General features: G+C 74.3%; 26 protein-coding genes. 7 read left to right on the forward strand and 19 right to left on the reverse strand.

The window, feature by feature from the left end; all coding sequences use genetic code 11:
- Positions 1–75: 75 nt before the first annotated feature.
- From ABRQ22_RS10380 to ABRQ22_RS10390, 3 genes are all read left to right on the forward strand, one after another.
- Entirely contained in the window at positions 76–798 is a 723-nt protein-coding gene (locus ABRQ22_RS10380) for a hypothetical protein (protein WP_353709449.1), read from the forward strand.
- A complete protein-coding gene (locus ABRQ22_RS10385; RefSeq protein WP_253051394.1) occupies positions 795–1,583 on the forward strand; it encodes a serine protease in 789 nt (262 codons plus the stop codon). The genes ABRQ22_RS10380 and ABRQ22_RS10385 overlap by 4 nt, the downstream gene beginning before the upstream one ends.
- A gap of 100 nt (positions 1,584–1,683) precedes the next feature.
- On the forward strand, positions 1,684–2,205 hold the full coding sequence (locus ABRQ22_RS10390; RefSeq protein ID WP_253051393.1) for a hypothetical protein: 522 nt from the start codon (positions 1,684–1,686) through the stop codon (positions 2,203–2,205).
- Positions 2,206–2,215: 10 nt separating this feature from the next.
- Here the strand turns inward: ABRQ22_RS10390 and ABRQ22_RS10395 are convergent, their stop codons facing one another.
- The 7 genes from ABRQ22_RS10395 to ABRQ22_RS10425 form a co-directional block, all read right to left on the reverse strand.
- The gene (locus tag ABRQ22_RS10395; protein ID WP_353709450.1) at positions 2,216–2,950 is read right to left on the reverse strand and encodes an SseB family protein; all 735 of its coding nucleotides are present in this window, start codon (positions 2,948–2,950) and stop codon (positions 2,216–2,218) included.
- Complete coding sequence (gene priA / locus ABRQ22_RS10400) at positions 2,947–3,690, reverse strand: bifunctional 1-(5-phosphoribosyl)-5-((5-phosphoribosylamino)methylideneamino)imidazole-4-carboxamide isomerase/phosphoribosylanthranilate isomerase PriA (RefSeq protein ID WP_253051391.1); 744 nt, start codon at positions 3,688–3,690, stop codon at positions 2,947–2,949. The genes ABRQ22_RS10395 and priA overlap by 4 nt, the downstream gene beginning before the upstream one ends.
- Before the next feature lie 71 nt (positions 3,691–3,761).
- Entirely contained in the window at positions 3,762–4,439 is a 678-nt protein-coding gene (hisH, locus tag ABRQ22_RS10405) for an imidazole glycerol phosphate synthase subunit HisH (protein WP_253051390.1), read from the reverse strand.
- Positions 4,436–4,951, reverse strand: a complete 516-nt coding sequence (locus ABRQ22_RS10410; RefSeq protein WP_353709451.1) for a hypothetical protein — start codon at positions 4,949–4,951, stop codon at positions 4,436–4,438. Before ABRQ22_RS10410 ends, hisH begins: the two co-directional genes overlap by 4 nt.
- The gene (hisB, locus tag ABRQ22_RS10415; RefSeq protein ID WP_047233989.1) at positions 4,948–5,547 is read right to left on the reverse strand and encodes an imidazoleglycerol-phosphate dehydratase HisB; all 600 of its coding nucleotides are present in this window, start codon (positions 5,545–5,547) and stop codon (positions 4,948–4,950) included. The genes ABRQ22_RS10410 and hisB overlap by 4 nt, the downstream gene beginning before the upstream one ends.
- On the reverse strand, positions 5,544–6,707 hold the full coding sequence (locus ABRQ22_RS10420) for a histidinol-phosphate transaminase (protein ID WP_253051388.1): 1,164 nt from the start codon (positions 6,705–6,707) through the stop codon (positions 5,544–5,546). Before ABRQ22_RS10420 ends, hisB begins: the two co-directional genes overlap by 4 nt.
- A 122-nt stretch (positions 6,708–6,829) precedes the next feature.
- Entirely contained in the window at positions 6,830–7,390 is a 561-nt protein-coding gene (locus tag ABRQ22_RS10425) for a Rieske (2Fe-2S) protein (protein ID WP_353709452.1), read from the reverse strand.
- A 148-nt stretch (positions 7,391–7,538) separates the two neighbouring features.
- On the opposite strand from ABRQ22_RS10425, the gene ABRQ22_RS10430 reads away from it, so the two are divergent.
- The 3 genes from ABRQ22_RS10430 (at position 7,539) to ABRQ22_RS10440 (ending at position 11,728) form a co-directional block, all read left to right on the forward strand.
- Positions 7,539–7,970 carry a hypothetical protein gene (locus ABRQ22_RS10430; protein ID WP_353709453.1) on the forward strand — a complete coding sequence of 144 codons (432 nt, stop codon included), beginning with the start codon at positions 7,539–7,541 and terminating at the stop codon, positions 7,968–7,970.
- A gap of 118 nt (positions 7,971–8,088) precedes the next feature.
- The gene (adhP, locus tag ABRQ22_RS10435) at positions 8,089–9,120 is read left to right on the forward strand and encodes an alcohol dehydrogenase AdhP (protein WP_353709454.1); all 1,032 of its coding nucleotides are present in this window, start codon (positions 8,089–8,091) and stop codon (positions 9,118–9,120) included.
- A 343-nt stretch (positions 9,121–9,463) separates the two neighbouring features.
- Positions 9,464–11,728, forward strand: coding sequence for a DEAD/DEAH box helicase (locus ABRQ22_RS10440; protein ID WP_353709543.1), 2,265 nt, complete (start codon positions 9,464–9,466; stop codon positions 11,726–11,728).
- Between the two features lie 16 nt (positions 11,729–11,744).
- On the opposite strand, the gene ABRQ22_RS10445 is transcribed toward ABRQ22_RS10440, so the two are convergent.
- Complete coding sequence (locus ABRQ22_RS10445; protein ID WP_353709455.1) at positions 11,745–12,224, reverse strand: GNAT family N-acetyltransferase; 480 nt, start codon at positions 12,222–12,224, stop codon at positions 11,745–11,747.
- Positions 12,221–13,546, reverse strand: a complete 1,326-nt coding sequence (gene hisD / locus ABRQ22_RS10450) for a histidinol dehydrogenase (RefSeq protein WP_353709456.1) — start codon at positions 13,544–13,546, stop codon at positions 12,221–12,223. The genes ABRQ22_RS10445 and hisD overlap by 4 nt, the downstream gene beginning before the upstream one ends.
- Positions 13,547–13,665: 119 nt before the next feature.
- Here hisD and ABRQ22_RS10455 point away from each other — a divergent pair, with 119 nt between their 5' ends.
- Positions 13,666–13,902: an RNA-binding S4 domain-containing protein gene (locus tag ABRQ22_RS10455; protein WP_253051382.1), complete on the forward strand. Its 237-nt coding sequence runs from the start codon at positions 13,666–13,668 to the stop codon at positions 13,900–13,902.
- A gap of 7 nt (positions 13,903–13,909) precedes the next feature.
- Here ABRQ22_RS10455 and ABRQ22_RS10460 read toward each other — a convergent pair whose 3' ends face one another.
- The 10 genes from ABRQ22_RS10460 to sepF form a co-directional block, all read right to left on the reverse strand.
- On the reverse strand, positions 13,910–14,314 hold the full coding sequence (locus ABRQ22_RS10460; RefSeq protein WP_253051381.1) for a PPOX class F420-dependent oxidoreductase: 405 nt from the start codon (positions 14,312–14,314) through the stop codon (positions 13,910–13,912).
- Positions 14,315–14,364: 50 nt separating this feature from the next.
- A complete protein-coding gene (locus ABRQ22_RS10465) occupies positions 14,365–14,877 on the reverse strand; it encodes an NUDIX domain-containing protein (protein ID WP_353709457.1) in 513 nt (170 codons plus the stop codon).
- A 5-nt stretch (positions 14,878–14,882) separates the two neighbouring features.
- On the reverse strand, positions 14,883–18,419 hold the full coding sequence (gene dnaE, locus ABRQ22_RS10470; RefSeq protein ID WP_353709458.1) for a DNA polymerase III subunit alpha: 3,537 nt from the start codon (positions 18,417–18,419) through the stop codon (positions 14,883–14,885).
- A gap of 122 nt (positions 18,420–18,541) precedes the next feature.
- Complete coding sequence (locus tag ABRQ22_RS10475; protein ID WP_353709459.1) at positions 18,542–19,075, reverse strand: GNAT family N-acetyltransferase; 534 nt, start codon at positions 19,073–19,075, stop codon at positions 18,542–18,544.
- On the reverse strand, positions 19,072–20,004 hold the full coding sequence (locus ABRQ22_RS10480) for an RluA family pseudouridine synthase (protein ID WP_253051377.1): 933 nt from the start codon (positions 20,002–20,004) through the stop codon (positions 19,072–19,074). The genes ABRQ22_RS10475 and ABRQ22_RS10480 overlap by 4 nt, the downstream gene beginning before the upstream one ends.
- Complete coding sequence (locus tag ABRQ22_RS10485; protein WP_353709460.1) at positions 20,001–20,717, reverse strand: signal peptidase II; 717 nt, start codon at positions 20,715–20,717, stop codon at positions 20,001–20,003. Before ABRQ22_RS10485 ends, ABRQ22_RS10480 begins: the two co-directional genes overlap by 4 nt.
- A gap of 70 nt (positions 20,718–20,787) precedes the next feature.
- The gene (locus ABRQ22_RS10490; protein WP_253051375.1) at positions 20,788–21,249 is read right to left on the reverse strand and encodes a TraR/DksA C4-type zinc finger protein; all 462 of its coding nucleotides are present in this window, start codon (positions 21,247–21,249) and stop codon (positions 20,788–20,790) included.
- A gap of 134 nt (positions 21,250–21,383) precedes the next feature.
- On the reverse strand, positions 21,384–22,052 hold the full coding sequence (locus tag ABRQ22_RS10495) for a DivIVA domain-containing protein (protein ID WP_253051374.1): 669 nt from the start codon (positions 22,050–22,052) through the stop codon (positions 21,384–21,386).
- 226 nt (positions 22,053–22,278) lie between these two features.
- Positions 22,279–22,569 carry a YggT family protein gene (locus ABRQ22_RS10500; protein ID WP_353709461.1) on the reverse strand — a complete coding sequence of 97 codons (291 nt, stop codon included), beginning with the start codon at positions 22,567–22,569 and terminating at the stop codon, positions 22,279–22,281.
- Between the two features lie 157 nt (positions 22,570–22,726).
- Positions 22,727–23,212, reverse strand: coding sequence for a cell division protein SepF (gene sepF / locus ABRQ22_RS10505; protein ID WP_047234000.1), 486 nt, complete (start codon positions 23,210–23,212; stop codon positions 22,727–22,729).
- Positions 23,213–23,230 lie beyond the last annotated feature (18 nt).

Here is a 23,230-nt window from a genome sequence, read left to right on the forward strand (position 1 = left end):
CCGCACGGCGGGTCCCACGAGCCGCCGCCGTCGCCGACCCGACCGGAGAGCGTCCCGCGGGGGACGACGCCCCCCGTGGACCCGGGCGCGCGCGCCTCGGCCGGTGGACCGCCGTCGTTCGCCCCGGCCTCCGCGGCGCGGGGCACGGCCTCGGGCACCGCGCCCGGCACCGTCGGCGCGGGCGCGGTCCCGGGAGCCACCGTCCCCCGGAGCGTCGGCGCTCCGGGCACCGGCGCACCCGGACCGGAGGGGGTGCCGTCCGCCGGTGACGCGACCGCGCCAGCGCGCCGCCGCCGCGGTGCGGTGGTCGCCATCGTGGTGCTGTCCCTCCTCCTCGCGGCCGCCCTGGGGGTGGGCGCCTACCTGTGGGTCACCACGACGCGGTGGCAGGAGTCGAGCGCGGACTGGGAGAGCGAGGCCCGCGGCCTGGGCGAGGACGTCGCCCGGCTCCAGACCGAGCTCGACGGCGCGAACGCCGAGCTCGACTCCGCGCGCACCCAGCTCACGGCCGCGCAGGACCGCATCAGCGACCTCGCCAACGAGAAGGCACAGCTCGGCGACGAGAACGAGGCGTCGCAGCAGTACCTCGACTACCAGAGCCGGGTCTCGGAGGCGGCCGGCAAGGTCGCGGCCGCGCTCGGCCAGTGCACGACGGCGCAGACGCAGCTCATCGGCTACCTCAACAACCGCGACGCGTACGACCCCGCGGACCTGGAGCGCTTCGCCGACCAGGTCGACCTGCTGTGCCAGGAGGCCACGGACGCGAACTCCCAGCTCCAGCAGGAGCTCGCCGGATGACCCGGCGCCGACCCGGGCCGTCCGCCCGGGGCGACGCCGGGCGCTCCGTCCGCCGGCGTGTCGTCGGGTCCCTCGTCTCGGCGTCCCTGCTCGCCGGCTCGCTGGCGGCCTGCGGCGTCCTGCCGGAGCTCCCCGAGCCCGTGCCGGACTCGGTCGTTCCGTCGCTCGTCGCGCCCGACGACCCGGCGGGGTCGGAGAACCTTTCGGCGGACGGCTTCGACGCGGTCCGGCGCATGGCCGTGCGCATCCGCAACGTGCGCTGCGACGGGCTGTCGACCGGCTCGGGGTTCGCCGTCGACTCCCGGACGCTCATCACCAACAAGCACGTGGTCGACTCGTCACGCTCGCTGCAGCTCCTCACCTACGACGGCCGCGACATCGCGGCCCAGACCGCGAGCGTGGCCGGTCTCGCGGACCTCGCGATCGTCCGGACGGCGGAGGACCTCCCGTCGGCCCCCACCCTCGCGGCGGCCGACCCGGCGCCGGGCGACCCGGTGACGGTCGTGGGCTACCCCGAGGGCGGTCGGCTCACGGTGACGCAGGGCTCCGTCATCGGGACGACGACGGACCCGTTGCACGAGAACCTCGGCGAGGTGCTCGTCACCGACGCCCCGGTCGAGCCGGGGAGCTCCGGCTCCGCGGCGCTCAACGACGCCGGCGAGGTCATCGGCGTCGTCTACGCGAAGACGTCGACCGACAAGTCGCTGCTCGTCCCGGTGAGCACGCTGCAGACGATGCTCGGCGACGAGTCGGCGTTCACCGTCCTCCCGGAATGCGACGCCTGACCGCCCGTGCGGGAGCGCGTCGGTGCGGTGCGGCGGGCCGGTACGACCCGCCGCGCCGCACCCCGCGCGCACCCGGGACCGCAGGTCTACCCTTCCTGCCATGAGCACACACGCGAGCTCGGACACGTCCCCGGTCGACCCGGCGCACATCACCCACGCGGCACGCGACACGCTCACCGTGCGTCGCGTCTTCGGAGAGTCCTACGAGCGCGACGGCACGCTCGTCATCCCCGTCGCGACCGTCTGGGGCGGCACCGGCTCGGGCTGGGGCTCCGGCGCGGGAGAGCTGTCCGGCAAGGGCGCGGCCGACTGGCGTCGCCGCATCGGGGCCGCGTCCGCGCCGGCGGAGGGCGAGGAGGCCGCGACGCCGAGCACGGGCGCGTCGTCCGACCCCGGGTCCGGCAACGCCGGCGGCGAGGCGGGCGGCGAGGGCTCCGGAGGCGGGGGCGGCTTCGGGGTCCGCGTCGTCGCCAAGGGGGTCTACGTCGTCGACGACGCGGGCGTGCGCTGGCAGCCCGCGCTGGACCTCAACCGCGTGATCCTCGGCGGGCAGGCGCTCGGGGCGGTCGTCGCGTTCTCGGCCGCGCTCGCGTGGGGCCTGAGCCGCCTGCGCCGTCGCTGACCCGGGACGGTCAGTCCGCCCGGCCGACCCGCAGCTCGAGGCCGTCGACGCGCTCGGACACGACGGCGTCGTTCGCCAGGGCGGCGTTGACCTGACCGAGCACCGCGTCGAGGCCCGCCCGGTCCAGCCCGGCGTCGATGCGCAGCACGACGGCGACCTCCGCGCGCCGCCCCGGCTCCGCCCACGCCCGCGCGACGTGCGGGATCCCGGCGAGCGCGCCCTGGACCGCCGCGAGCACCTCGGGGTCCACCGCGCCGTCGACGACGGTCGGCGACCAGTCCTTGCCCTGGGCGAGCGCCCACACGGCCGGCCGGGGCACGAGCGCCGTCACGGGGCCGCCCGGGTCGAGGACGAGCAGCGACCAGTCCTCGCTCACGGCGGACAGCGCCGCGCGGCGGGCGTCCACGGGGACGGGGCGAGCGCTCGCGCGCCACGCCGCCATCGTCGCCACGGACGTGAACACCGGGAGCGCGCGGCGACCGTCCGGCGCCTCGATCGCGACGACGCCCGCCGATGCCTCCTTGTCGACGGTGTGCCCGTGCTCGCCCTCGCCCGCGCTCTCGAGCTCGGCCAGGATCGGGATGAGGACGCGCGTCTCGCCGAGCCGCGCGACGACCTCGGCCAACGAGCCCGAGCCCGCGGCGTAGGCGTCGAGGAGCGCGGCCAGCGCCGGGTCCGCCGAGCCGTCGTCGCCCGCGAAGCCGGAGGACGGCGGCAGCGCCTTCCCTGCGGAGCCCGTCGTCACGGCCGACCCGCGACGTCGAGCGCCTGGGGCAGCGTGAACGCGCCCGCGTAGAGGGCCTTCCCCACGATCGCCCCCTCGACGCCCGCGGGGACGAGCGCGCGCAGCGCCTCGAGGTCGGCGAGGCTGGAGATGCCGCCCGACGCGACGACCGGCGCCTCGGTGCGCGCCGCGACGTCGCGCAGGAGGTCGAGGTTGGGGCCGCGCAGCGTGCCGTCCTTGGTCACGTCCGTGACGACGTAGCGCGCGCACCCGGCGGCCTCGAGGCGGTCGAGGACCTCCCAGAGGTCGCCGCCCTCCTGGGTCCACCCGCGCGCCGCGAGCGTCGTGCCGCGCACGTCGAGGCCGACGGCGATCGCGTCGCCGTGCTCCGCGATGACCTTCGCCGTCCACTCGGGGTTCTCGAGCGCCGCGGTGCCGAGGTTGACGCGGCGCGCTCCGGTGGCGAGCGCGCGCTCGAGCGACGCGTCGTCGCGGATCCCGCCGGAGAGCTCGACCTGGACGTCGAGACGCGCGACGACGTCGGCGAGCAGCTCCGCGTTGGAGCCGCGGCCGAACGCGGCGTCGAGGTCCACGAGGTGGATCCACTCGGCACCGCCCGACTGCCAGTCGAGCGCGGCGGCGAGCGGGTCGCCGTACGAGGTCTCGGAGCCGGCCTCGCCCTGGACGAGGCGGACGGCCTGGCCGTCGGCGACGTCGACGGCGGGGAGCAGCACGAGGCGGTCGGTCACGGGGTTCTCCATCGGTGTCGGCGGCGCGTCGCTGTCGCGCCGGGTGGTGCGCGCCGGGCGAGGTGCACCCGGCGCGCGGTCGGTCAGAGCGAGCGGACCCAGTTCTCGAGCAGGGTCGCGCCCGCGTCGCCGGACTTCTCGGGGTGGAACTGCGTGGCGGACAGCGGCCCGTTCTCCACGGCGGCGACGAACCTCCCGCCGTGGTCGGACCACGTGACGAGCGGTCGCCGGATCGGCGAGTCGGCGGGCAGGTCCTGGCCAGTCGTGAACGACCGGGCGGCGTAGGAGTGGACGAAGTAGAAGCGCTCGTCCTCGACGCCGCGGAACAGCACGCTGCCCGCGGGCACGTCGACCGTGTCCCATCCCATGTGGGGCACGACCTCCGCCTCGAGCCGGTCGACGAGACCGGCCCACTCCCCCAGCCCGTCGGTCAGGGTGCCGTGCTCGTCGCCCCGGTCGAACATGACCTGCATGCCCACGCAGATGCCGAGCACGGGGCGCCCGCCGGCGAGCCGCCGTCCGACGATCTCGTCGCCGCGGACGCCGCGCAGGCCCGCCATGACCGCGGCGAACGCGCCGACGCCGGGGACGACGAGCCCGTCGGCGTCCTGGGCCGCGGCACGGTCCGCGGTGAGCTCGACGTCCGCGCCGACGCGCTCGAGCGCACGCACGGCCGAGCGGACGTTGCCGAACCCGTAGTCGAGGACGACGACGGACGGGCGCCGCACGCCCGACGCCTCACCGACGACCGGCTCGCTCATGCGCCGCTCCTCCGGGCCCGGCGCGCGGCGGACGTGAGCAGCCGCATCGCCTTCCAGCGCGAGATCGACGAGCTCGCGACGACGCCGGCCTGGTCGGCGAGCGTCGTCGTGCCGGTGAGCAGGTCCTCGAGCGCCTCGGGCGCGCCGCCGAGCACGAGGCCCGGCGCGAGCTGGTCGCCCGGGGCGCCGTCGGTCCAGCGCGTCATCGTGAGCTGTTCGCCGCTGCGCGCCACGAGCACGAGCGGCACGCCCTTGACCAGGGTGGTCAGCGCGGCGGCGGCGTGCGCGGGCGCGTCGCCGGCCGTGTCGCGGAGCACCGCGACGGCGCCCACGTCGGTCGGCACGACGTCGGCCTCGACCTGGGCGAGCGAGCACGCCGCGGCGAGCGGCTCGGCCCCGGCGATCTGCGTGATGAGCGCGACGAGGTCGGGCGCCGCGGAAGGACCCGTGAGGGACGAGAGGTCGTCCGGGATCTCGACGCCGTCGAGCGCGTCGTCGTCGTGCGTGCTCACAGGGCCCCCTTGGTGGACGGGACGCCCTCGACGCGCGGGTCGGGAGCGACCGCGGCGCGCAGCGCGCGGGCGAGGGCCTTGAACTGCGCCTCGACGATGTGGTGCGGGTCGCGACCGGCGAGGACGCGCACGTGGATGCAGATGCCCGCGTGGTGCGCGATCGACTCGAGCACGTGGCGCGTGAGCGACCCCGTGAAGTGCCCGCCGATGAGGTGGTACTCCTGGCCCTCCGGCTCGCCCGAGTGGACGAGGTACGGGCGTCCGGACACGTCCACGACGGCGAGCGCGAGCGCCTCGTCGAGGGGAACGGTGGCGTCGCCGAAGCGGCCGATGCCGGCCTTGTCCCCGAGCGCGACGCGCAGCGCCTCGCCGATCGTGATCGCCACGTCCTCGACGGTGTGGTGCGCGTCGATGTGCGTGTCGCCCGTCGCGACGACCTTGAGGTCGATGAGCGAGTGCTTGCCCAGCGCCGTGAGCATGTGGTCGTAGAACGGGACGGTCGTCGAGATCTCCGTCCGTCCCGTGCCGTCGAGGTCGAGCTCGACGAGCACGCTCGACTCGGACGTCGCGCGCTCGATGCGCGCGGTGCGCTTCACAGTCCTGCCACCTCCACGAGGGCCTGTCGGAAGGCCCGCATCTCCTCGCCGGTGCCGATCGACACCCGCAGCCAGCCGTCGGGACCAGTCTCCCGGATGAGCACGCCCCGCTCCAACAGGCCCGCCCAGACCGCGTGCCGGTCGTCGAACGTGCCGAAGAGGACGAAGTTCGCGTCGGACTCCGCGACCGCGAGCGCGCGCCCGTCCGGGTGCCGCAGCGAGCGCAGCCACGCGACGGTCTCGTCGCGCCGCTCGCGCAGCGCCGAGACCTGCGCGAGCAGCTCCGCCGAGTGCGACAGGGCCGCGCGCGCGACCGCCTGGGTCACGGCGGACAGGTGGTACGGGAGCCGGACCACGCGCAGCGCGTCGACGAGCTCGCGCGACGCCGCGAGGTAGCCCACGCGGGCGCCCGCGAGCGCGAACGCCTTGGACATCGTGCGCGTCACGGCGAGGTTCGGGTACCGGTCGAGCAGCTCGAGCGCGGAGGGCGTGCCGGCGCGGCGGAACTCGCCGTACGCCTCGTCGACGACGACGACGGCCGGCGCCTCGCGCCCGTCGGCGAGCGGCACGCGGACCGCGAGCGCCGCCTCGCACACCGCCTCGACGGTCGCCGCGGGCAGCGCGGTCCCGGTCGGGTTGTTGGGGCTCGCGAGCAGGACGACGGACGGCTGCTCGCGCGCGACCACCTCGCGCGCGTGCTCCGGATCGAGCGTGAAGTCCTCGGCGCGGCGCCCGACGACCCACGCCGTGTGGGTGTCGCGCGCGTACTCCGGGTACATCGAGTACGTGGGCGCGAACGACACCGCGGTGCGGCCCGGGCCGCCGAACGCCTGCAGCACGTGGAGCATGATCTCGTTCGACCCGTTGGCCGCCCAGAGCTGCTCGGCGCCCAGCGCGACGCCGGACTCCGCGCCCAGGTACGCCGCGAGGTCGGCGCGCAGCCCGAGGAAGTCGCGGTCGGGGTAGCGGTTGAGGCCCGCGGCGGCGTCGCGCACGGCCTGCGTGATCGTCGCGACGACTGCCTCGCTCGGCGCGTGCGGGTTCTCGTTGACGTTGAGCAGGACCGGGACGTCGAGCTGCGGCGCGCCGTACGGCTCGACACCGGCGAGCTCGGGGCGCAGCGGGAGCAGGGGCCGTCCCGCGACGGAGGGTGGGGTCACCCGGACAGTCTACGAACCGCGTGCGCACCGACGTCCGTGACGTCCGGCACGCGGGCAGCGGCGCTGGTCGTGGCCGGGCTCGCGCCGACCTCGCGCCCGGCGCGCGGTCGCCGGCCGCCACGTCATGCGGACGTGACCTCGCCGCCGTCGACCGTCACGGGCACCTCGGGCAGGGACGCGGGTGCCGGCCCGCCGAGCACGGCGCCGGTCGCGAGGTCGTAGCGGGACGCGTGGCACGGGCACAGGAGCTCGCCGTCCCCGGGCGCGACCGTGCAGCCCTGGTGGGTGCAGATCGCGCTGAAGGCCGCGAACGTCCCGTCCTCGGGCTGCGTGACGAGGAGCGGGGCGCCCGCGACGGTGACCGCGAGCGCCCCGCCGACCGGGACGTCGTCGGTGCTGGCGAGCGCCTGTCCGGGCTCGACGACGGCCTCGCCCCCGCCGGAGCCGTCGTCGCCGCTCGTCGCCCCGTCCTGCGTCCCCGACGGCTCGCCGCCGCACGCGGCGAGGAGGGCGAGCGCGGCGCCCGCGCCGGACCCGGCGAGGACGACGCGCCGCGTCGGCGTCGCCGCGTGGGGGACACGCGGCCGCGGGGCCGAACCCCGGTCCGGGCCACGGGCCGGAGCCCTCGTGCTCCGGTCGGGTCCGGCGCCGTGCGCGGCGTCTGCGCGGTGCGGTGCGTCCATGTCCGGCCTCCCTGCACGGTGCCTGCACGGCGGACCCCTCGACCCGCCCCGGCCGCCCGGCGCGCGCGACGACGTCGGCGGCGGTTCCATTGAAGCACCGGGGCGCGCGGGCCCGCGCCCCGACCGCCCACGAGCGGAGGAGACGACGATGTCCGTGACCACGGGGCCGCCCACGCCGCCCGTCCGGGAGGGCCGCGCGCTCGGCGCGTGGGTCCTGCGCGGCCTGACCGCCGCCGGGCTGCTGCTCTCGGCCGACGTCCACCTCGCCCTGTTCGTCGAGGGGTACCGCGACATCGACGTGGTCGGTCCGCTCTTCGCGCTCAACGCGGTCGCGGGGCTCGTCCTCGGCCTCCTCGTCCTCGTGTGGCGGCACTGGCTCCCGCTCCTCGGCGCGGTCGGGTTCGGGGCGCTCACCCTCGCCGCGTTCTACCTGTCGACGACCGTGGGGTTCTTCGGCGTGAACGAGACGGTGGGCGGGACGCAGCAGGTGCTCGCCGCGGTGAGCGAGTGGGTCGTCGTGGTGGCGGGGACTCTCGCCCTCGTCGTGGAGAGGCGAAGGTCACGAGCCGCACGGCCCTGAGTCGTCGATACCGCCGCTCACCGCGCCGGCCCTCCCCGGCGCGCGTAGCGTCGAGGACGAGGCAGGACCGCCGGCACGGTCCGGCCGCCACTCTCCCCGAGCAACCGAGGTGATCGTCATGCCCACCATGCGTGCCGCCGTCGTCCACTCCTTCACGGACCCGCTGCGCGTCGACGAGGTCGAGGTCCCCACCCCCGGACCGCACGAGGCCCTCGTCAAGGTCGACTACACCGGCGTGTGCCACACGGACCTGCACGCCGCGCACGGCGACTGGCCGGTGAAGCCCTCGCCCCCGTTCGTGCCCGGACACGAGGGCGTCGGCACGGTCGTCGCGGTGGGCGACCAGGTGACCCGCGTCCGGGTCGGCGACACGGTCGGCAACGCCTGGCTCTGGAGCGCGTGCGGCGAGTGCGAGTACTGCGAGACGGGCTGGGAGACGCTGTGCCCGCACCAGAAGAACGGCGGCTACTCGGTCGACGGCTCGTTCGGCCAGTACATGCTCGTCGACTCGCGCTACTGCCCGGTGGTCCCGGACGGGGTCGACCTGTCCGCCGTGGGGCCGATCCTGTGCGCGGGCGTCACCGTCTACAAGGGCCTCAAGGTCACGGACACCCAGCCCGGCGAGTGGGTGCTGGTCTCCGGGATCGGCGGGCTCGGGCACATCGCGGTGCAGTACGCCGTCGCGATGGGCCGCCGCGTCGCCGCGGTGGACGTGGACGACGAGAAGCTCGCCCTCGCGCGCAAGCACGGCGCGGAGGTCACGGTCAACGCCGCGACGTCGCCCGACGCCGCGGCCGAGATCCAGGAGCAGACGGGCGGCGGCGTCCACGGCGCGCTGGTCACCGCCGTCAACGCGCACGCGTTCCCGCAGGCCGTGGGAGCGCTGCGCCGCGGCGGCACGGTCTCGCTCGTCGGGCTCCCGCCGGAGAAGTTCCCGCTCGACATCTTCACGACCGTCCTCTTCGGGCTGACCGTGCGCGGGTCGATCGTCGGGACGCGCAAGGACATGGCGGAGGCGCTCGACTTCTTCGCCCGCGGGAAGATCAGCCCGACGTACACGGTGCGCCCGCTCGACGACGTCAACGCGATCTTCTCCGAGATGGAGGAGGGCAGGATCGACGGTCGCGTGGTCATGGACATGCGCTCCTGACGTCCCACGCGCTCGGCTCCCGCGGCCCGCGACCCCGTCCCCGGGGTCCGCGGGCCGCGGCCTGTGCACGACGACCCGAGGGTCGGCAGGTGCGCCTACGATCGTGCGGGTGAGCCCCACCGACCCGTACGCCGACCTGCCCTTCGACCCGGCCGACGCGCCGCCGCTCGACGAGCCCGCCGACCCGTACGGCGACCCCTGGGCGGAGGCCGCGCCGTCGGGGCCCGGCCCGGACCCGGCGCCGGCGCCGCGCGTGGCGGTACCGGACGGCACCGACCTCCCGACCCGTGCGTCCTCCCCCGCGCCCGACGGCGGGGAGGCCGCCAAGCGGGCCAAGCTCGCCATGCTGCGGGGCCTGCTCGACGGCCAGTCGCTGCGCGAGGACGCCGAGACGGCGCTGCGCGCGCTCGTGGGGCGCGACGACGCGGCGCTGCGCGAGGACCAGTGGCGCGCGATCGAGGCGCTCGTGGCGTTCCGACGTCGTGCGCTCGTCGTGCAGCGCACCGGGTGGGGCAAGTCCGCGGTGTACTTCGTGGCCACGCGCCTGCTGCGCGACCGCGGCGCCGGGCCGACCGTCATCGTCTCCCCGCTGCTCGCGCTCATGCGCGACCAGATCTCGGCCGCGGCGCGGGCGGGCATCAAGGCCGTCACCATCAACTCCGCCAACGTCACCGAGTGGGACGACGTGCACCGGGCCATCGCCGCCGGCGAGGTCGACGTGCTGCTCTGCTCGCCCGAGCGGCTCAACAACCCGGGCTTCCGCGACGAGGTGCTCCCCCGGCTCGCGGCCGACGCCGGCCTCGTCGTCATCGACGAGGCGCACTGCATCTCGGACTGGGGCCACGACTTCCGGCCCGACTACCGCCGCATCCGCACGCTCCTCGCCGACCTGCCGCCCGGCATCCCCGTGCTCGCGACGACGGCGACGGCGAACGCGCGCGTGACGGCGGACGTCGCCGAGCAGCTCGGCGTGACCGCGGCGCACGCGTCCGGCGCGGCCGCCGGTGCCGGCGAGGCGGGCCACGAGGACGTGCTCGTCCTGCGCGGCGGGCTGGACCGCGAGTCGCTGCACCTCGCCGTCCTGCGCCTGCCCGACCAGCCCACGCGCGTCGCGTGGCTCGTCGAGGCGCTGCAGGACGTCGACGGGTCGGGCATCGTCTACTGCCTCACCGTCTCCGCGGCCGAGCAGGTCGCGAGCCAGCTCCGCGCGGCGGGGCTCGCCGTCGCCTCGTACACGGGCCAGACCGACCCGGCCGAGCGCGAGCGCCTGGAGGAGGACCTCAAGGAGAACCGGGTCAAGGCGCTCGTGGCGACCTCGGCGCTCGGGATGGGCTTCGACAAGCCCGACCTCGCGTTCGTCGTCCACCTCGGTGCGCCGAGCTCGCCCATCGCCTACTACCAGCAGGTCGGGCGTGCGGGCCGCGGCGTGGACTCCGCCGTCGTCGTGCTGCTGCCCGGCGAGGAGGACCGGCGCATCTGGGAGTGGTTCGCCTCGACCGCGTTCCCGCCGCAGTCCCAGGTCCGCGCGACGCTCGACGCCCTGAGCACGGGAGGGACCCAGTCGGTCGCGCAGCTCGAGACGCAGGTCGACCTCAAGCGCTCGCGCCTCGAGGGCATGCTCAAGGTGCTCGACGTCGACGGCGCCGTCCGGCGCGTCAAGGGCGGCTGGGAGGCCACGGGGCGGCCGTGGACGTACGACGCGGAGCGGTACGAGCGCGTCGACGCCACGCGCACCGCCGAGCAGCAGGCGATGCTCGACTACGAGGCGACCGACGGGTGCCGCATGGCGTTCCTGCGTGCCGCGCTCGACGACCCGGAGCTCGAGGACGGGTGGCGCTGCGGGCGCTGCGACACGTGCGGCGGCGTGACGCTGCCCGCGCTCCCGGACGCCGAGGCCGTCGCCGCCGCGCGCGCCGACATGGACCGCCCGGGGGTGGAGGTCGTGGCACGTCGCCAGTGGCCGAGCGGCATGGACCGCCTGGGCCTCGACCTGCGCGGGCGCCTCGGCGCGGACGAGCTCGCGGAGACCGGCCGGGCCGTCGCGCGGCTCGACGGGCTCGGCTGGTCGGCGCCGCTGCGCGAGCTCTTCGCCCCCGGGACGCCCGACGGCGACACGCCCGTCGCGCTCCGGCGCGCGGCCGCGCGGGTGCTCGACGACTGGGCGGAGCTCTACGAGGCCGCCGCTGCGCCGGAGGCGGAGACCGGGCCCGGCGAGGGCGCCGAACCCGGCACCACGGCTCCCGCTGGACGCCGGCTCCTCGTGGACGGCGTCGTCGCGGTCCGCTCGGCGACGCGACCGCGGCTCACGTTCCACCTCGCGAACGGGCTCGCGAGCTACCTCGGCAAGCCGCTCATCGGCGCCGTCGGGCCGGTCCCGGGCCGCGAGGAGCCGGGCCGGCACGACGTGAACTCCGCGACCCGGCTCGCGGGGGTCGCCGGCCGCCTGCAGCTCGAGCTGTCGGACGCCGCGCGGGCGGGGCTCGCCGGTCGCCGCGTGCTCCTCGTCGACGACTACACCGAGTCGGGCTGGACCCTCACGGTCGCGGCGCGCCTGCTGCGCCAGGCGGGCGCCACCGCCGTGCACCCCTTCGTCCTCGGGGTCCGCTGACGGCTCCGCGAGCGCATCACCACCGCAGGCGCAGCTCCGTGTACGTCGTGTCGACGAAGCCCAGCCCGCGGTACAGGGACTCGCCGTCGGGCGTGGCGTGCAGGGAGACCGAGTCCGCCCCGTTCGCGCGCGCCCAGTCGAGGGCCGCGACGACGCACGCGCGCGCGTAGCCCTGGCCCCTCGCCCCGGGCACGGTGCAGACGTTCGACACGTGCGCCGTCGTGCCGTGCGGGTTCCGCGCGGACGGCACCGACCGGTGCAGCTCGACGAGGGCGCACGCCGCGACCTGGTCGGGCGCGTCGACGACGAAGGCGACGACGTCCTCCGAGCCGAGCCTGCGGGCGAACCACTCCCTCGCCCGGCGCTGCCAGGCGCCGTCCTCGGCGTCCGACTCCCCCATGGCGCGCATGAGGTGCACGCGCAGGGCGACGAGGTCGTCGGCATCGCGCGGGACCGCGCGCCGCACCGGCACGCGGTGCTCGCGCGCGGCCGTCACAGGAATCGCGCCCGCACCGCCTCGCCGTGGGCCGGGAGGTCCTCGTCGTTCGCGACGGCGACGATCCGGTCCGCCAGCTCCTCCAGGGCGTCACGGTCGTACTCGACGACCTGGACCGCCTTGACGTAGCTGTGCACCCCGAGGCCGCTCGAGAAGTGCGCGCAGCCGCCGGTCGGCAGCACGTGGTTGGACCCGGCCATGTAGTCGCCGAGCGAGACGGGCGACCAGGGGCCGACGAAGATCGCACCCGCGCTCGTGACCCGCTCGGCCAGCGCTGCCGCGCCGTCCGCCTGGATCTCGAGGTGCTCCGCGCCGTAGGCGTCGACCACCTGCAGACCGTGCTCGAGGTCGTCGACGAGCACGATCGCGGACTGCGGACCGGCGAGCGCCTGCGCGACGCGCGCCGCGTGCTTCGTCGCCGTCACGAGGTCCGCGAGGCGCGCCTCGACCGCGGCGGCCAGCTCGACGGACGGCGTGACGAGGACGGCCGCCGCGAGCGGGTCGTGCTCGGCCTGGCTGATGAGGTCGGCCGCGACGTGGCCCGGGTCGGCGGTGCCGTCCGCGAGGATCGCGATCTCGGTGGGGCCGGCCTCCGCGTCGATGCCGACGACGCCGCGCACGAGCCGCTTGGCCGCGGCCACGAACACGTTGCCGGGACCGGTCACGACGTCGACCGGCTCGCACAGCACGTCCCCGTCCTGCGGCTCGCTGCCCGCAGCGCCGTAGGCGAACATCGCGACCGCCTGCGCACCGCCCACCGCGTAGACCTCGTCGACCCCGAGCAGCGCGCAGGCCGCGAGGATCGTCGGGTGCGGCAGGCCGCCGTTCTCCTTCTGGGGCGGCGACGCGACCGCGAGGCTGCGGACGCCCGCCTCCTGCGCCGCGACGACGTTCATCACCACCGACGACGGGTAGACCGCGAGGCCGCCGGGAGCGTAGAGCCCGACGCGCCGCACCGGCACCCAGCGCTGGCGGACCTGCGCCCCGGGCGCGATCTCGACCGTGAAGTCCTGCGGGCGCTGCGCGGCGTGCACGAGCCGCACGCGACGGATCGCCTCCTCCAGGCCTGACCGGACGTCGGGGTCGAGGCCGGCGAGCGCGTCGGCGAGCGCGTCGGCCGGGACGCGCAGGTTCTCGGGGCGCACGCCGTCGAACCGCTCGGCGTACTCGCGCAGCGCGTCCGCGCCGCGCCCCCGGACCGCCTCGATGATCGGGGCGACCCGATGCGCCGCGTCCTCGACGCCGAGCTCTGCGCGCGGCAGGGTCTCGACGAGCTCGCGGGCGGACAGGGAACGTCCTCGAAGATCGATGCGGGTGATCATGGGGTCGAGTCTAGGAGCCCGCGTGCCGCCGCGACGAGGCGTTTCGTCCACCGGTCGTCCGGGGCCGGCCTCGTCGCCACGGGGTCGTGGCGGCGCCCGCGGGCGGGGACAATGGATCCATGAGCTCCCCCGACGACGCCCGCCCGGTCGAGATCTCCGACGACGTGATCCGCCTCGGCCAGTTCCTCAAGCTCGCCGGCCTCGCCGAGTCCGGCGCCGAGGCGCGCGAGCTCGTCACGGAGGGCGAGGTCCGCGTCAACGGGGAGGTCGACACGCGCCGCGGCCGCCAGCTGCACCGTGGCGACGTCGTCTCGGTCGACCACCCCCAGGGCACCGAGAGCGCGATCGTCGCCTGAGCGACCGTCAGGCCATGTAGGTCGAGGCCATCACCTTGTCGGGCGTGAGGCGCAGGACGACGCGCTCGGGGTTGTGGTCGAGCGGGCGGTACCGACGGGCGTAGCGCGCGACGGCGTCCGCCACCTCGTCCTCGTCCTCGACGACCTCGATCGTGCCCTCGAGCGTGATCCACCGGCCGCCCTCGACCTGGCACACCGCGGCACGCGGGGCGCCCCCGTCGGCGCCCGGCAGGCGCGCGTTGCGGGCCTTGACCGACGCGCGGTTCGTCGTGATGCGCAGCACGCCCGCGTCGGGGTCCCACGTGAAGGCGACGGGGACGACGTGCGGCGTGCCGTCGGCGCGCAGCGTGGTGAGGGTCGCCAGGTGGCGTTCGGTGACGAAGACGAGCTGTTCGGGGTTGAGGCGCATCACGGCGTCGAGCCTACGGGTTCCGGCGCCGACGCTCCCCGCGCCCGCGCGCGTCAGGCGTCGAACCCGAAGGTCATGACCGCCGGCACCGTGCCCGCCCGCAGGGCGCGCAGGACGTGCAGCTCGTGCGGGACGACCGGGTCGGGCAGGGCGTCCAGCGCGAACCACCGCAGGTCGGCCGCCTTGTCCTGCTCCTGGAGCGTCGGCTCGCCGGACCAGGCCGCGGTCGCGAAGAAGAAGTCGGCGCGCTGCTCGAGCGCCGGCCCGCCCGGCTCGCCGCGGTGCAGGGCGGTGAGCGGACGCAGGTCGGCGGGGTCGATCTCGACCCCCAGCTCCTCGCGCGCCTCGCGCACCGCCGCCGCGACGACCGACTCGCCCGCCTCGACGTGCCCGGCCGCGGCCGCGGCCCAGAACCCGTCCCGGTAGCCGGTGCCCTGCCGGAGCTGGAGCAGCACCGCGTCGCCGCGCCGCAGCAGCACGTAGGCCGCCGGCACGACCCGGAACCGGTGCGACGCCGAGCCGTCGTCCCACGACGCGCGTCCGGGACCGTCGACCGCCGCGGTCATCCGCGTCAGCCGACCAGGCACGACGGCCCGAGCAGGGCCTTGAGGTCGCCGAACAGCGCCGGTGACTTCTCGACGCGCAGCCCGTCCCCCGCGCGCACGACCGTCGTCTTGCCGGGTTCCAGGACCTGGACGTGGACCTCGGCCGAGCCGGGGTGCGTCGCGAGCACCTCGCGCAGCCGCACGATGATCGGCTCCACGCAGCGCGTGTGGGACACCTTCACGGCGAGCGGCGACTCCGCCCCCACGGTGATGTCGGGCAGCGACACCTCCATCGCCTGGAGCTGCATCGTGTCGTCGCGACGGCGCACCCGCCCGCGCAGCACGACGACCTGGTCCTCGGCGAGGATCGTCGAGTAGGCGAGATAGGTCTCGCCGAAGAACATGACCTCCACAGCACCCTCGAGGTCCTCGATGGTCACCGCCGCCCACGGGTTGCCGTTCTTGCTCATCTTGCGCTGGAGCGACGTGACCAGGCCCGCGATCACCACCGTCGACCCGTCCGGCCGCCCCTCGTCGGCGAGCAGGTTCGCGATGCCGGTGTCCGCGGCCCGCGTGAGCACGTGCTCCAGGCCGGAGAGCGGGTGGTCGGACACGTAGAGACCGAGCATCTCGCGCTCGAACGCGAGCCGCTGCTTCTTGTCCCAGTCCGGCAGGTCGGGCACGTCGACGGAGAACGACATGCCGTCCTCGGCGTCGCCGCCGAAGTCGGCGAACAGGTCGAACTGCCCCTCGGCCTCCTTGCGCTTGACGCTGATGACCGAGTCGACCGCCTGCTCGTGCACGACGAGCAGCGCGCGCCGGGGGTGACCGAGCGAGTCGAACGCGCCCGCCTTGATGAGCGACTCGATGGTGCGCTTGTTGCAGACGACGGCCGGCACCTTGTCGAGGAAGTCGGTGAACGACGAGAACGCGCCCTTCTCCTCGCGCGTGCGGATGATCGCGTCGACGACGTTAGCGCCGACGTTGCGCACGCCCGTGAGGCCGAAGCGGATGTCGTTGCCGACGGCCGTGAACTTGGCCGCGGAGTCGTTCACGTCGGGCGGCAGCACCGTGATGTGCATGCGCCGGCACTCGTTGAGGTACAGGGCGAGCTTGTCCTTGTCGTCCCGCACGCTCTGCAGGAGCGCCGCCATGTACTCGGTCGGGTAGTTCGCCTTGAGGAAGGCCGTCCAGTAGGCGACGAGGCCGTAGCCCGCGGAGTGCGCCTTGTTGAACGCGTAACCCGCGAACGGGACCAGCGTGTCCCAGACCGCCTGAATCGCGCCGTCGGAGTACCCGCGCTCGCGGCAGCCCGCCTGGAAGGGCACGAACTCCTTGTCGAGGATCTCCTTCTTCTTCTTGCCCATCGCGCGCCGGAGCAGGTCGGCCTGGCCGAGCGAGTACCCGGCGAGGATCTGCGCGGCGCGCTGCACCTGCTCCTGGTAGACGATGAGCCCGTAGGTCTCGTCCAGGATCTCCGCGAGCGGCTTCTCGAGCTCCGGGTGGATCGGCTCGATCTTCTGCAGGCCGTTCTTGCGCAGCGCGTAGTTCGTGTGCGAGTTCATGCCCATGGGGCCCGGGCGGTACAGCGCGATGACGGCCGAGAGGTCGTCGAACTTGTCCGGCTTCATCTGCCGCAGCAGCGCGCGCATCGGCCCGCCGTCGAGCTGGAACACGCCGAGGGTGTCACCGCGCGCCAGCAGGTCGTAGGACGCCTTGTCGTCGAGCGCGAGCGACTCGATCTCGATCGGGTCCTTGCCGTTCATCACGATGTTCTCGAGCGCGTCGTCGAGGATCGTGAGGTTGCGCAGCCCCAGGAAGTCCATCTTGATGAGCCCGAGGCCCTCGGACGTCGGGTAGTCGAACTGCGTGATGACCGCGCCGTCCTGCGGGCGGCGCATGATCGGGATGATGTCGATGAGCGGGTCGCTCGACATGATGACGCCCGCGGCGTGCACGCCCCACTGCCGCTTCAGGCCCTCGATGCCGCGCGCGAGCTCGACGACGCGCTGCGCCTCGGGGTCCGTGTCGTGGAGCTGACGGAACTCCGCCGCCTCGGGGTACCGCTCGTGCTTCGGGTCGAAGATCCCGGACAGCGGGATGTCCTTGCCCATGACCGCGGGCGGCATCGCCTTCGTGAGCTTCTCGCCCATCGCGAAGGGGAAGCCCAGGAGGCGCGCCGAGTCCTTGAGCGCCTGCTTGGCCTTGATCGTGCCGTACGTGACGATCTGGGCGACGCGGTCGTCCCCGTACTTCTCCGTGACGTACCGGATGACCTCCCCGCGCCGACGCTCGTCGAAGTCGACGTCGACGTCGGGCATCGACACGCGCTCGGGGTTGAGGAACCGCTCGAAGATCAGGCCGTGCTCGAGCGGGTCGAGCTCGGTGATCCCCATGAGGTAGGAGGCCATCGACCCGGCCGCCGAGCCACGGCCCGGCCCGACCCGGATCCCCTGCTCCTTGGCCCAGTTGATGAAGTCGGCGACCACGAGGAAGTACCCCGGGAAGCCCATCTGGATGATGACCTCGGTCTCGTACTGCGCCTGCTTGCGCGACGCGTCCGGGATCCCGTTCGGGTACCGCCGGTGCAGCCCGCGCTCGATCTCCTTGACGAACCAGCTCGTCTCGTCCTCGCCGTCGGGGACGGGGAACCGCGGCATGTAGTTCGCCGAGGTGTCGAACGACACCTCGCACTGCTCGGCGATGAGCAGGGTGTTGTCGCACGCCTCGGGCAGCTCGGCGAACACCCGGCGCATCTCCGCCGCCGACTTCACGTAGTAGCCGGTGCCGTCGAACTTGAACCGGTCCGGGTCGTCGAGCGTCGACCCCGAGTTGATCGCGAGCAGGGCCTCCTGGCTCGACGCGTCCTCCTCGCGGACGTAATGGAGGTCGTTCGTCGCGACGAGCGGCGCGCCGATCGTCTCCGCGAGCCGCAGCAGGTCCTGCGTGACCCGGGTCTCGATGTCGAGACCGTGGTCCATGAGCTCGACGTAGAAGTTCTCGCGGCCGAACACGTCCTGGAGCTCGCCCGCGGTCCGCACGGCCTCGTCCCACTGGCCGAGGCGCAGGCGCGTCTGGATCTCCCCCGACGGGCAGCCGCTCGTCGCGACGAGGCCCTTGCCGTAGGTCTGGAGCAGGTCCCGGTCCATGCGGGGCCACTTGCCCATCTGCCCCTCCAGCGACGCCAGCGAGGACGCCCGGAACAGGTTGTGCAGTCCCTCGTTGTCCTTGGCGAGGAGCGTCATGTGCGTGTACGCGCCGCGCGCCGAGACGTCGTCGGCCTCCTGCCCCTGCTGGCCGAACCGCACGCGCGTCTGGTCGAACCGGCTCGTCCCCGGCGTGATGTACGCCTCGACGCCGATGATCGGCTTGATGCCCTTCGCCTGCGCGCGCGACCAGAACTCGAACGCCCCGAACACGTAGCCGTGGTCCGTGGTCGCGATGGCCTTCTGCCCGAGCCGCTCGACCTCGTCGAACAGGTCCCCGATCCGCGCCGCGCCGTCCAGCATCGAGTACTCGGTGTGGACGTGGAGGTGGACGAAGTCCTCAGCGGCGGTCGGCATGCACCGATCCTAAGTCGCCCCACCCACGCGCCCGGGCACCGTCGGCGGTCTCCGGTGTGCTGCGTCGCACACTCCTCGCCGGGGCCCCGGACGAGGGGTCGGGCACGCCGGTCGCCGACGCGTCAGGCGTCGGTCGAGAGGGTCTTCGCGGCGTCGCGGTGGTCGATCCCCGCGTCGAGGTAGACGGGTCCCGAGACGGTGTAGCCGAGCCGTTCGTAGAAGCCGATCGCCTGGACCTGGGCGGAGAGCAGGACGCGCACGAGGCGCCGCCCGTCGGTCCCCGGCGTCGCGTGCTCGGCGAGCGCGATCCCCTCCAGCGCGCGCATCACCGCGGTGCCCGCGCCGGTGCCGCGCGCGGCCGCGGACACCGCGACCCGCCCGACGTGGACCTCGCCCGGGTGCGCCGGGTCGGTCAGCAGCCGCCCCGTCCCGACGACCAGGTCCTCCTGCTCGCGGTCGCGCACGAGGACGTGCGTCGTCGTCGGCGCGGTGTCGAGGTCGTCGATCTCCTCCTCGACGGGGACGCCCTGCTCGTCGACGAAGACCGCGAGCCGCAGCGCGTGCGCCGCGGCCAGCCCGGCGTCGTCGACCACGCGCTCGACGACCAGCCGACCGTCCCCGGCCGTCTCGGCACCCGCGGCTGCCCTCGAGCTCACGCGTACGCCCCGCGCAGCACCTCGAGCGCGTGCGCGAGGTCGTCCGGGTACGCGCTCGTCAGCTCGAGCCACTGCCCGGTCGTCGGGTGCTCGAACCCGAGGCGCACGGCGTGGAGCCACTGTCGTGCCAGGGCGACGCGCGAGGCGAGCACCGGGTCGGCACCGTAGGTGAGGTCGCCGACGCACGGGTGGCGCAGCGCGGAGAAGTGCACGCGGATCTGGTGCGTGCGCCCGGTCTCGAGGTGCACCTCGACGAGCGACGCCGCGGGCAGCATCTCCAGGACCTCGTAGTGCGTGACCGACGGCTTGCCCTCGGCGGTGACGGCGAACTTCCAGTCGGCGCTGGGGTGGCGTCCGATGGGCGCGTCGATCGTCCCGGTGGTCGGCTCGGGGTGCCCCTGGACGAGCGCGTGGTAGACCTTCTCGACCGTGCGCTCCTTGAAGGCACGCTTGAGCGCCGTGTACGCGACCTCGCTCTTCGCGACGACCATGAGGCCCGAGGTCCCGACGTCGAGCCGGTGCACGATGCCCTGACGCTCGGCCGCGCCCGACGTGGAGATCCGGTAGCCCGCGGCGGCGAGCGCGCCGACGACGGTCGGGCCGGTCCAGCCGGGCGACGGGTGCGCGGCCACGCCCACGGGCTTGTCGACGACCACGACGTCGTCGTCGTCGTAGACGATGCCCATCCCCGGCACGGGCTCGGCGACGACCTCGACCGCCGCCGGGGCGGCGTCGGGCACGTCGACCTCGAGCCACGCTCCCGGGACGAGCCGGTCGGACTTGCCGACCTCGCGGCCGTCGAGGCGGACCGCACCGTCCGCGGCGAGCTCCGCCGCCCGCGTGCGGGAGAGACCGAGGAGACGTGCCAGCCCGGCGTCGACCCGCTCGCCCGCGAGCCCGTCCGGGACCGGGAGGGAGCGCAGGCTCACCGCTCCTCCTCGCCCTCGGCGTGCACCGTCGTCGGGCCGGTCTCGGCCGCCGCCCCGGCGTCCGGCTCGGGCGCCTCGTCGCCACCGTGACGCGTCCCGTCCAGCCCGATGCCGAGGACCGAGAGCACGGCGATCATCACCGCGGCGGTCACGATCGCGATGTCCGCGACGTTGCCCACGAACCAGTTCGCGTAGGCGATGAAGTCGACGACGTGCCCGCGGGCGAAGCCCGGCTCGCGGAAGAACCGGTCCACGAGGTTCCCCAGCGCTCCGCCGAGCAGCAGCCCGAGGGCGACGGCCCACGCGCGGGAGCCGATCCGGCTCACCATGCGCACGATGACGACCACCACGGCCACGACGACGATCGTCAGGACCCAGGTCATCCCCGTCGCGATGGAGAGCGCCGCACCGGGGTTGTAGATGAGCCGGAGCCCCAGCAGGGACCCGAGGAGCGGGATCGTGTCGTCGCCGACCGTGAGGCTGGACTCCGCCCACCACTTGGTGAGCTGGTCGAGCACCAGGACGAGTGCGGCGAGGACGACCGTCCAGACCACGAGGACGCGCCGCGGCCCGCGGCCGGGGGTGCCGGCCTCGGGACCGGACGGGACGCTGGTCTCGGTGCTCGTCTCGGTGCCGGTCTCGGTGCCGGGCGCACCGCCGGGATCGGGGGCGTCGGCGGGTTCGGTGGGCTCGGGGAGCGCGGAGGTGGACATCGGCGGCAAGTCTGCCACGTCGGCCACGACCTCTGCGCGGGCCCCGCCCGACCGTCCGTGCGAGCGACGCTCAGCGCCGCTCGGCGCGCTGCTTCGCCTCGACCGAGAGGTTCGCCCGCGGGAACGCCTGGAGACGTGCCTTCCCGATCGGCAGCCCGGTCTCCTCGCAGGTCGCGTACGTGCCCGCCGCGATGCGGTCGAGCGCGTGCGACGTCTGCGCGAGGAGGTCGCGCACGTTGTTGACGAGGGTCAGCTCCTGCTCCCGCTCCAGCGCGCTCGAGCCGGAGTCCGCCTGGTCGTCGCCCGCCCCGTCCCCGGAGTGGCGCAGGAGGTTCGAGAGCTCCTCGTCGGCGGAGGCGAGCTCCCCCTCCAGGCGCTCCTTCTCCGCGAGGAGCTCGGCGGCGAGCTCCTCGGCCTCCCGCAGGGTCCAGGGCTCCTCCCCGTCGCGCACGGGGAAGGACTTGACGTCCTTCGCGAGGTTCGGGAATCGGTCGCGCACGGCCGTGCGGGCCGCGGTGGTGAGCTTGGTCATGTCGCCCCTCCAAGTTCGAGTCACGCGAGAGTAGACGCAGCGGCCGGTACGCACAACACACCACGCCGGGCCGCCGAGGCGGAAAGACGCAGGTGCGAGGCGTACCGGCCGCTGCCGGACGGTCGACGCAGGTGCTAGATGCCGGGAGCGAGGTCGCTCGTCCGGCTCGCCCCGCCGACGTTGCTGCGCGGCGGGAGGGCGCTGCCCCGGTTGTCGAGGTCGCCCAGCAGGTTCTGCAGGTAGCTCTTGAGGCGCGTGCGGTAGTCGCGCTCGAAGATGCGCAGCTCGTCGATCTTGCGCTCGAGGAGCGAGCGCTCCTGCTCGAGCTGCGACAGCGTGCGGTGCGAGGTCTCCTCGGCCTCGCGCACGATGCGCGTGCCCTCCTCCTTCGCCTCCGCGATGAGCCGGTCGCCCTCCTCCTGGCCCGAGCGCACGTAGTCGTCGTGCAGCTTCTGGGCGAGCTGGAGCATGCCGGTCGCCGACTCGGGCTCCGCGCCGTTCTTCGCGACCACGGCCTGCGAGATCGGCGCGACCGGGGCGGGCTCCGGCTCGGGCGCCTTGGGCGCCTCGACGACGGCGGGCTGCACCACGGCGCTGGACGCGTCGGCCCGGCTGAGCTCGGCGATACGACGCTCCGCGGCAGCGAGCTTCGACTTGAGGTCCTCGTTCTCCTCCTGCACGGAGTTGAGAGTCCTCACCACCTCGTCCAAGAAGTCGTCGACCTCTTCGACGTCGTACCCCTCGCGGAACTTCGTCGCCGAGAACTTCTTGTTCAGGATGTCCTCTGCAGTGAGCAGTGCCATCGGTTCACCTCATAGCGTTTGCGTGTCGGTCCGGGCGACCTCGCGATCACCAGAGTCCAAAGTAGCGGAGATTGCCCGTGGGAGCCGGGAGCGGTCGTGCGTTCGCGCGCCGCGCGCCCGTGTGGATGACGTGACGGTGTGGCGTCGGGCCGGTCGCGGTCGGGGCGAACCGGACGTAGCACACCTCGGTGGTCCGCCCGCAGCGGACCTCCGCGTGACGTGCGTCTCAGAGCGACGACACGATCTGCGCCGCGATCGTCACCGCGAAGAAGAGGATGATGAACGCCAGGTCGAGGCGCACCTGCCCCAACGAGAGCGGCGGGACGAGACGGCGCAGCGCGCGCAGCGGCGGGTCCGTCGCCGAGTAGATCACCTCGGCGAGCACGAGCATCACGCCTCGCGGTCGCCAGTCGCGCGCGAAGAACTGCACCCAGTCGAACACGAGCCGACCGATGAGCAGCAGCAGGTAGAGCCAGAGCAGGAATCCGACGATCCCTGTGATGAGGTCCCAGATCACGGGTCAACTGTGCCAGACGCACGTCGCGCGGCCGGGCACGGGACACGCGGGCCGCGAGGCGGACAGCAGGAGAGGGACGGACGTGTCGCCACGTCCGTCCCTCCGTGCGCCGTACGCGGGGCGCGTGCTCGGCGGGCGCTGCGCGCCCCGCACGCCGTCAACTCTGGTTGTAGAACCCGGCGCGCCCGGGGGCCGGCGCCGCGGCCTGCTCCTCGCCGGTGATCTCCACGTGCTCGGGCGAGAGCAGGAACACCTTGTTCGTGACACGCTCGATGGCGCCGTGGAGCCCGAAGATGAGTCCGGCGGAGAAGTCGACCAGGCGCTTCGCGTCCGCGTCGTCCATGTCCGACAGGTTCATGATCACGGGCGTCCCTCCGCGGAACGCCTCCCCGATCACGCGCGCGTCGTTGTACGACCGCGGGTGGACCGTCGTGATCCGGCGCAGCTCGGCGGCCGACATGCTCGTCTGCGGCACCTCGCGCGGTCCGAGCGCGCGGTGCAGCGGCGTCACCTGGGCCTGGTAGTCGTGCGACACGTCCGCCCCCGTCTCGTCGAGCTCGTCGACGTACTCGTCCTGCTCGTCCTCGCCGCGATCATCAGCGAGGCCCAGATACAGCATGGTCTTGCGCAGCGCTCCCGCCATGGGCCTTGCTCCGTCCTC

Origin of the sequence: Cellulosimicrobium sp. ES-005, assembly GCF_040448685.1 — a bacterium.
Taxonomy (GTDB): domain Bacteria; phylum Actinomycetota; class Actinomycetes; order Actinomycetales; family Cellulomonadaceae; genus Cellulosimicrobium; species Cellulosimicrobium cellulans_G.

Coding starts and splice junctions, on each gene's coding strand:
- ABRQ22_RS10385 (WP_253051394.1), top strand. CDS start 795: ATGACCCGGCGCCGACCCGGGCCGTCCGCCCGGGGCGACGCCGGGCGC.
- ABRQ22_RS10390 (WP_253051393.1), top strand. CDS start 1,684: ATGAGCACACACGCGAGCTCGGACACGTCCCCGGTCGACCCGGCGCAC.
- priA (WP_253051391.1), bottom strand. CDS start 3,690: ATGGAGAACCCCGTGACCGACCGCCTCGTGCTGCTCCCCGCCGTCGAC.
- hisH (WP_253051390.1), bottom strand. CDS start 4,439: ATGAGCGAGCCGGTCGTCGGTGAGGCGTCGGGCGTGCGGCGCCCGTCC.
- ABRQ22_RS10425 (WP_353709452.1), bottom strand. CDS start 7,390: ATGGACGCACCGCACCGCGCAGACGCCGCGCACGGCGCCGGACCCGAC.
- ABRQ22_RS10430 (WP_353709453.1), top strand. CDS start 7,539: ATGTCCGTGACCACGGGGCCGCCCACGCCGCCCGTCCGGGAGGGCCGC.
- adhP (WP_353709454.1), top strand. CDS start 8,089: ATGCCCACCATGCGTGCCGCCGTCGTCCACTCCTTCACGGACCCGCTG.
- ABRQ22_RS10440 (WP_353709543.1), top strand. CDS start 9,464: ATGCTGCGGGGCCTGCTCGACGGCCAGTCGCTGCGCGAGGACGCCGAG.
- hisD (WP_353709456.1), bottom strand. CDS start 13,546: ATGATCACCCGCATCGATCTTCGAGGACGTTCCCTGTCCGCCCGCGAG.
- ABRQ22_RS10455 (WP_253051382.1), top strand. CDS start 13,666: ATGAGCTCCCCCGACGACGCCCGCCCGGTCGAGATCTCCGACGACGTG.
- ABRQ22_RS10465 (WP_353709457.1), bottom strand. CDS start 14,877: ATGACCGCGGCGGTCGACGGTCCCGGACGCGCGTCGTGGGACGACGGC.
- dnaE (WP_353709458.1), bottom strand. CDS start 18,419: ATGCCGACCGCCGCTGAGGACTTCGTCCACCTCCACGTCCACACCGAG.
- ABRQ22_RS10485 (WP_353709460.1), bottom strand. CDS start 20,717: ATGTCCACCTCCGCGCTCCCCGAGCCCACCGAACCCGCCGACGCCCCC.
- ABRQ22_RS10490 (WP_253051375.1), bottom strand. CDS start 21,249: ATGACCAAGCTCACCACCGCGGCCCGCACGGCCGTGCGCGACCGATTC.
- ABRQ22_RS10495 (WP_253051374.1), bottom strand. CDS start 22,052: ATGGCACTGCTCACTGCAGAGGACATCCTGAACAAGAAGTTCTCGGCG.
- sepF (WP_047234000.1), bottom strand. CDS start 23,212: ATGGCGGGAGCGCTGCGCAAGACCATGCTGTATCTGGGCCTCGCTGAT.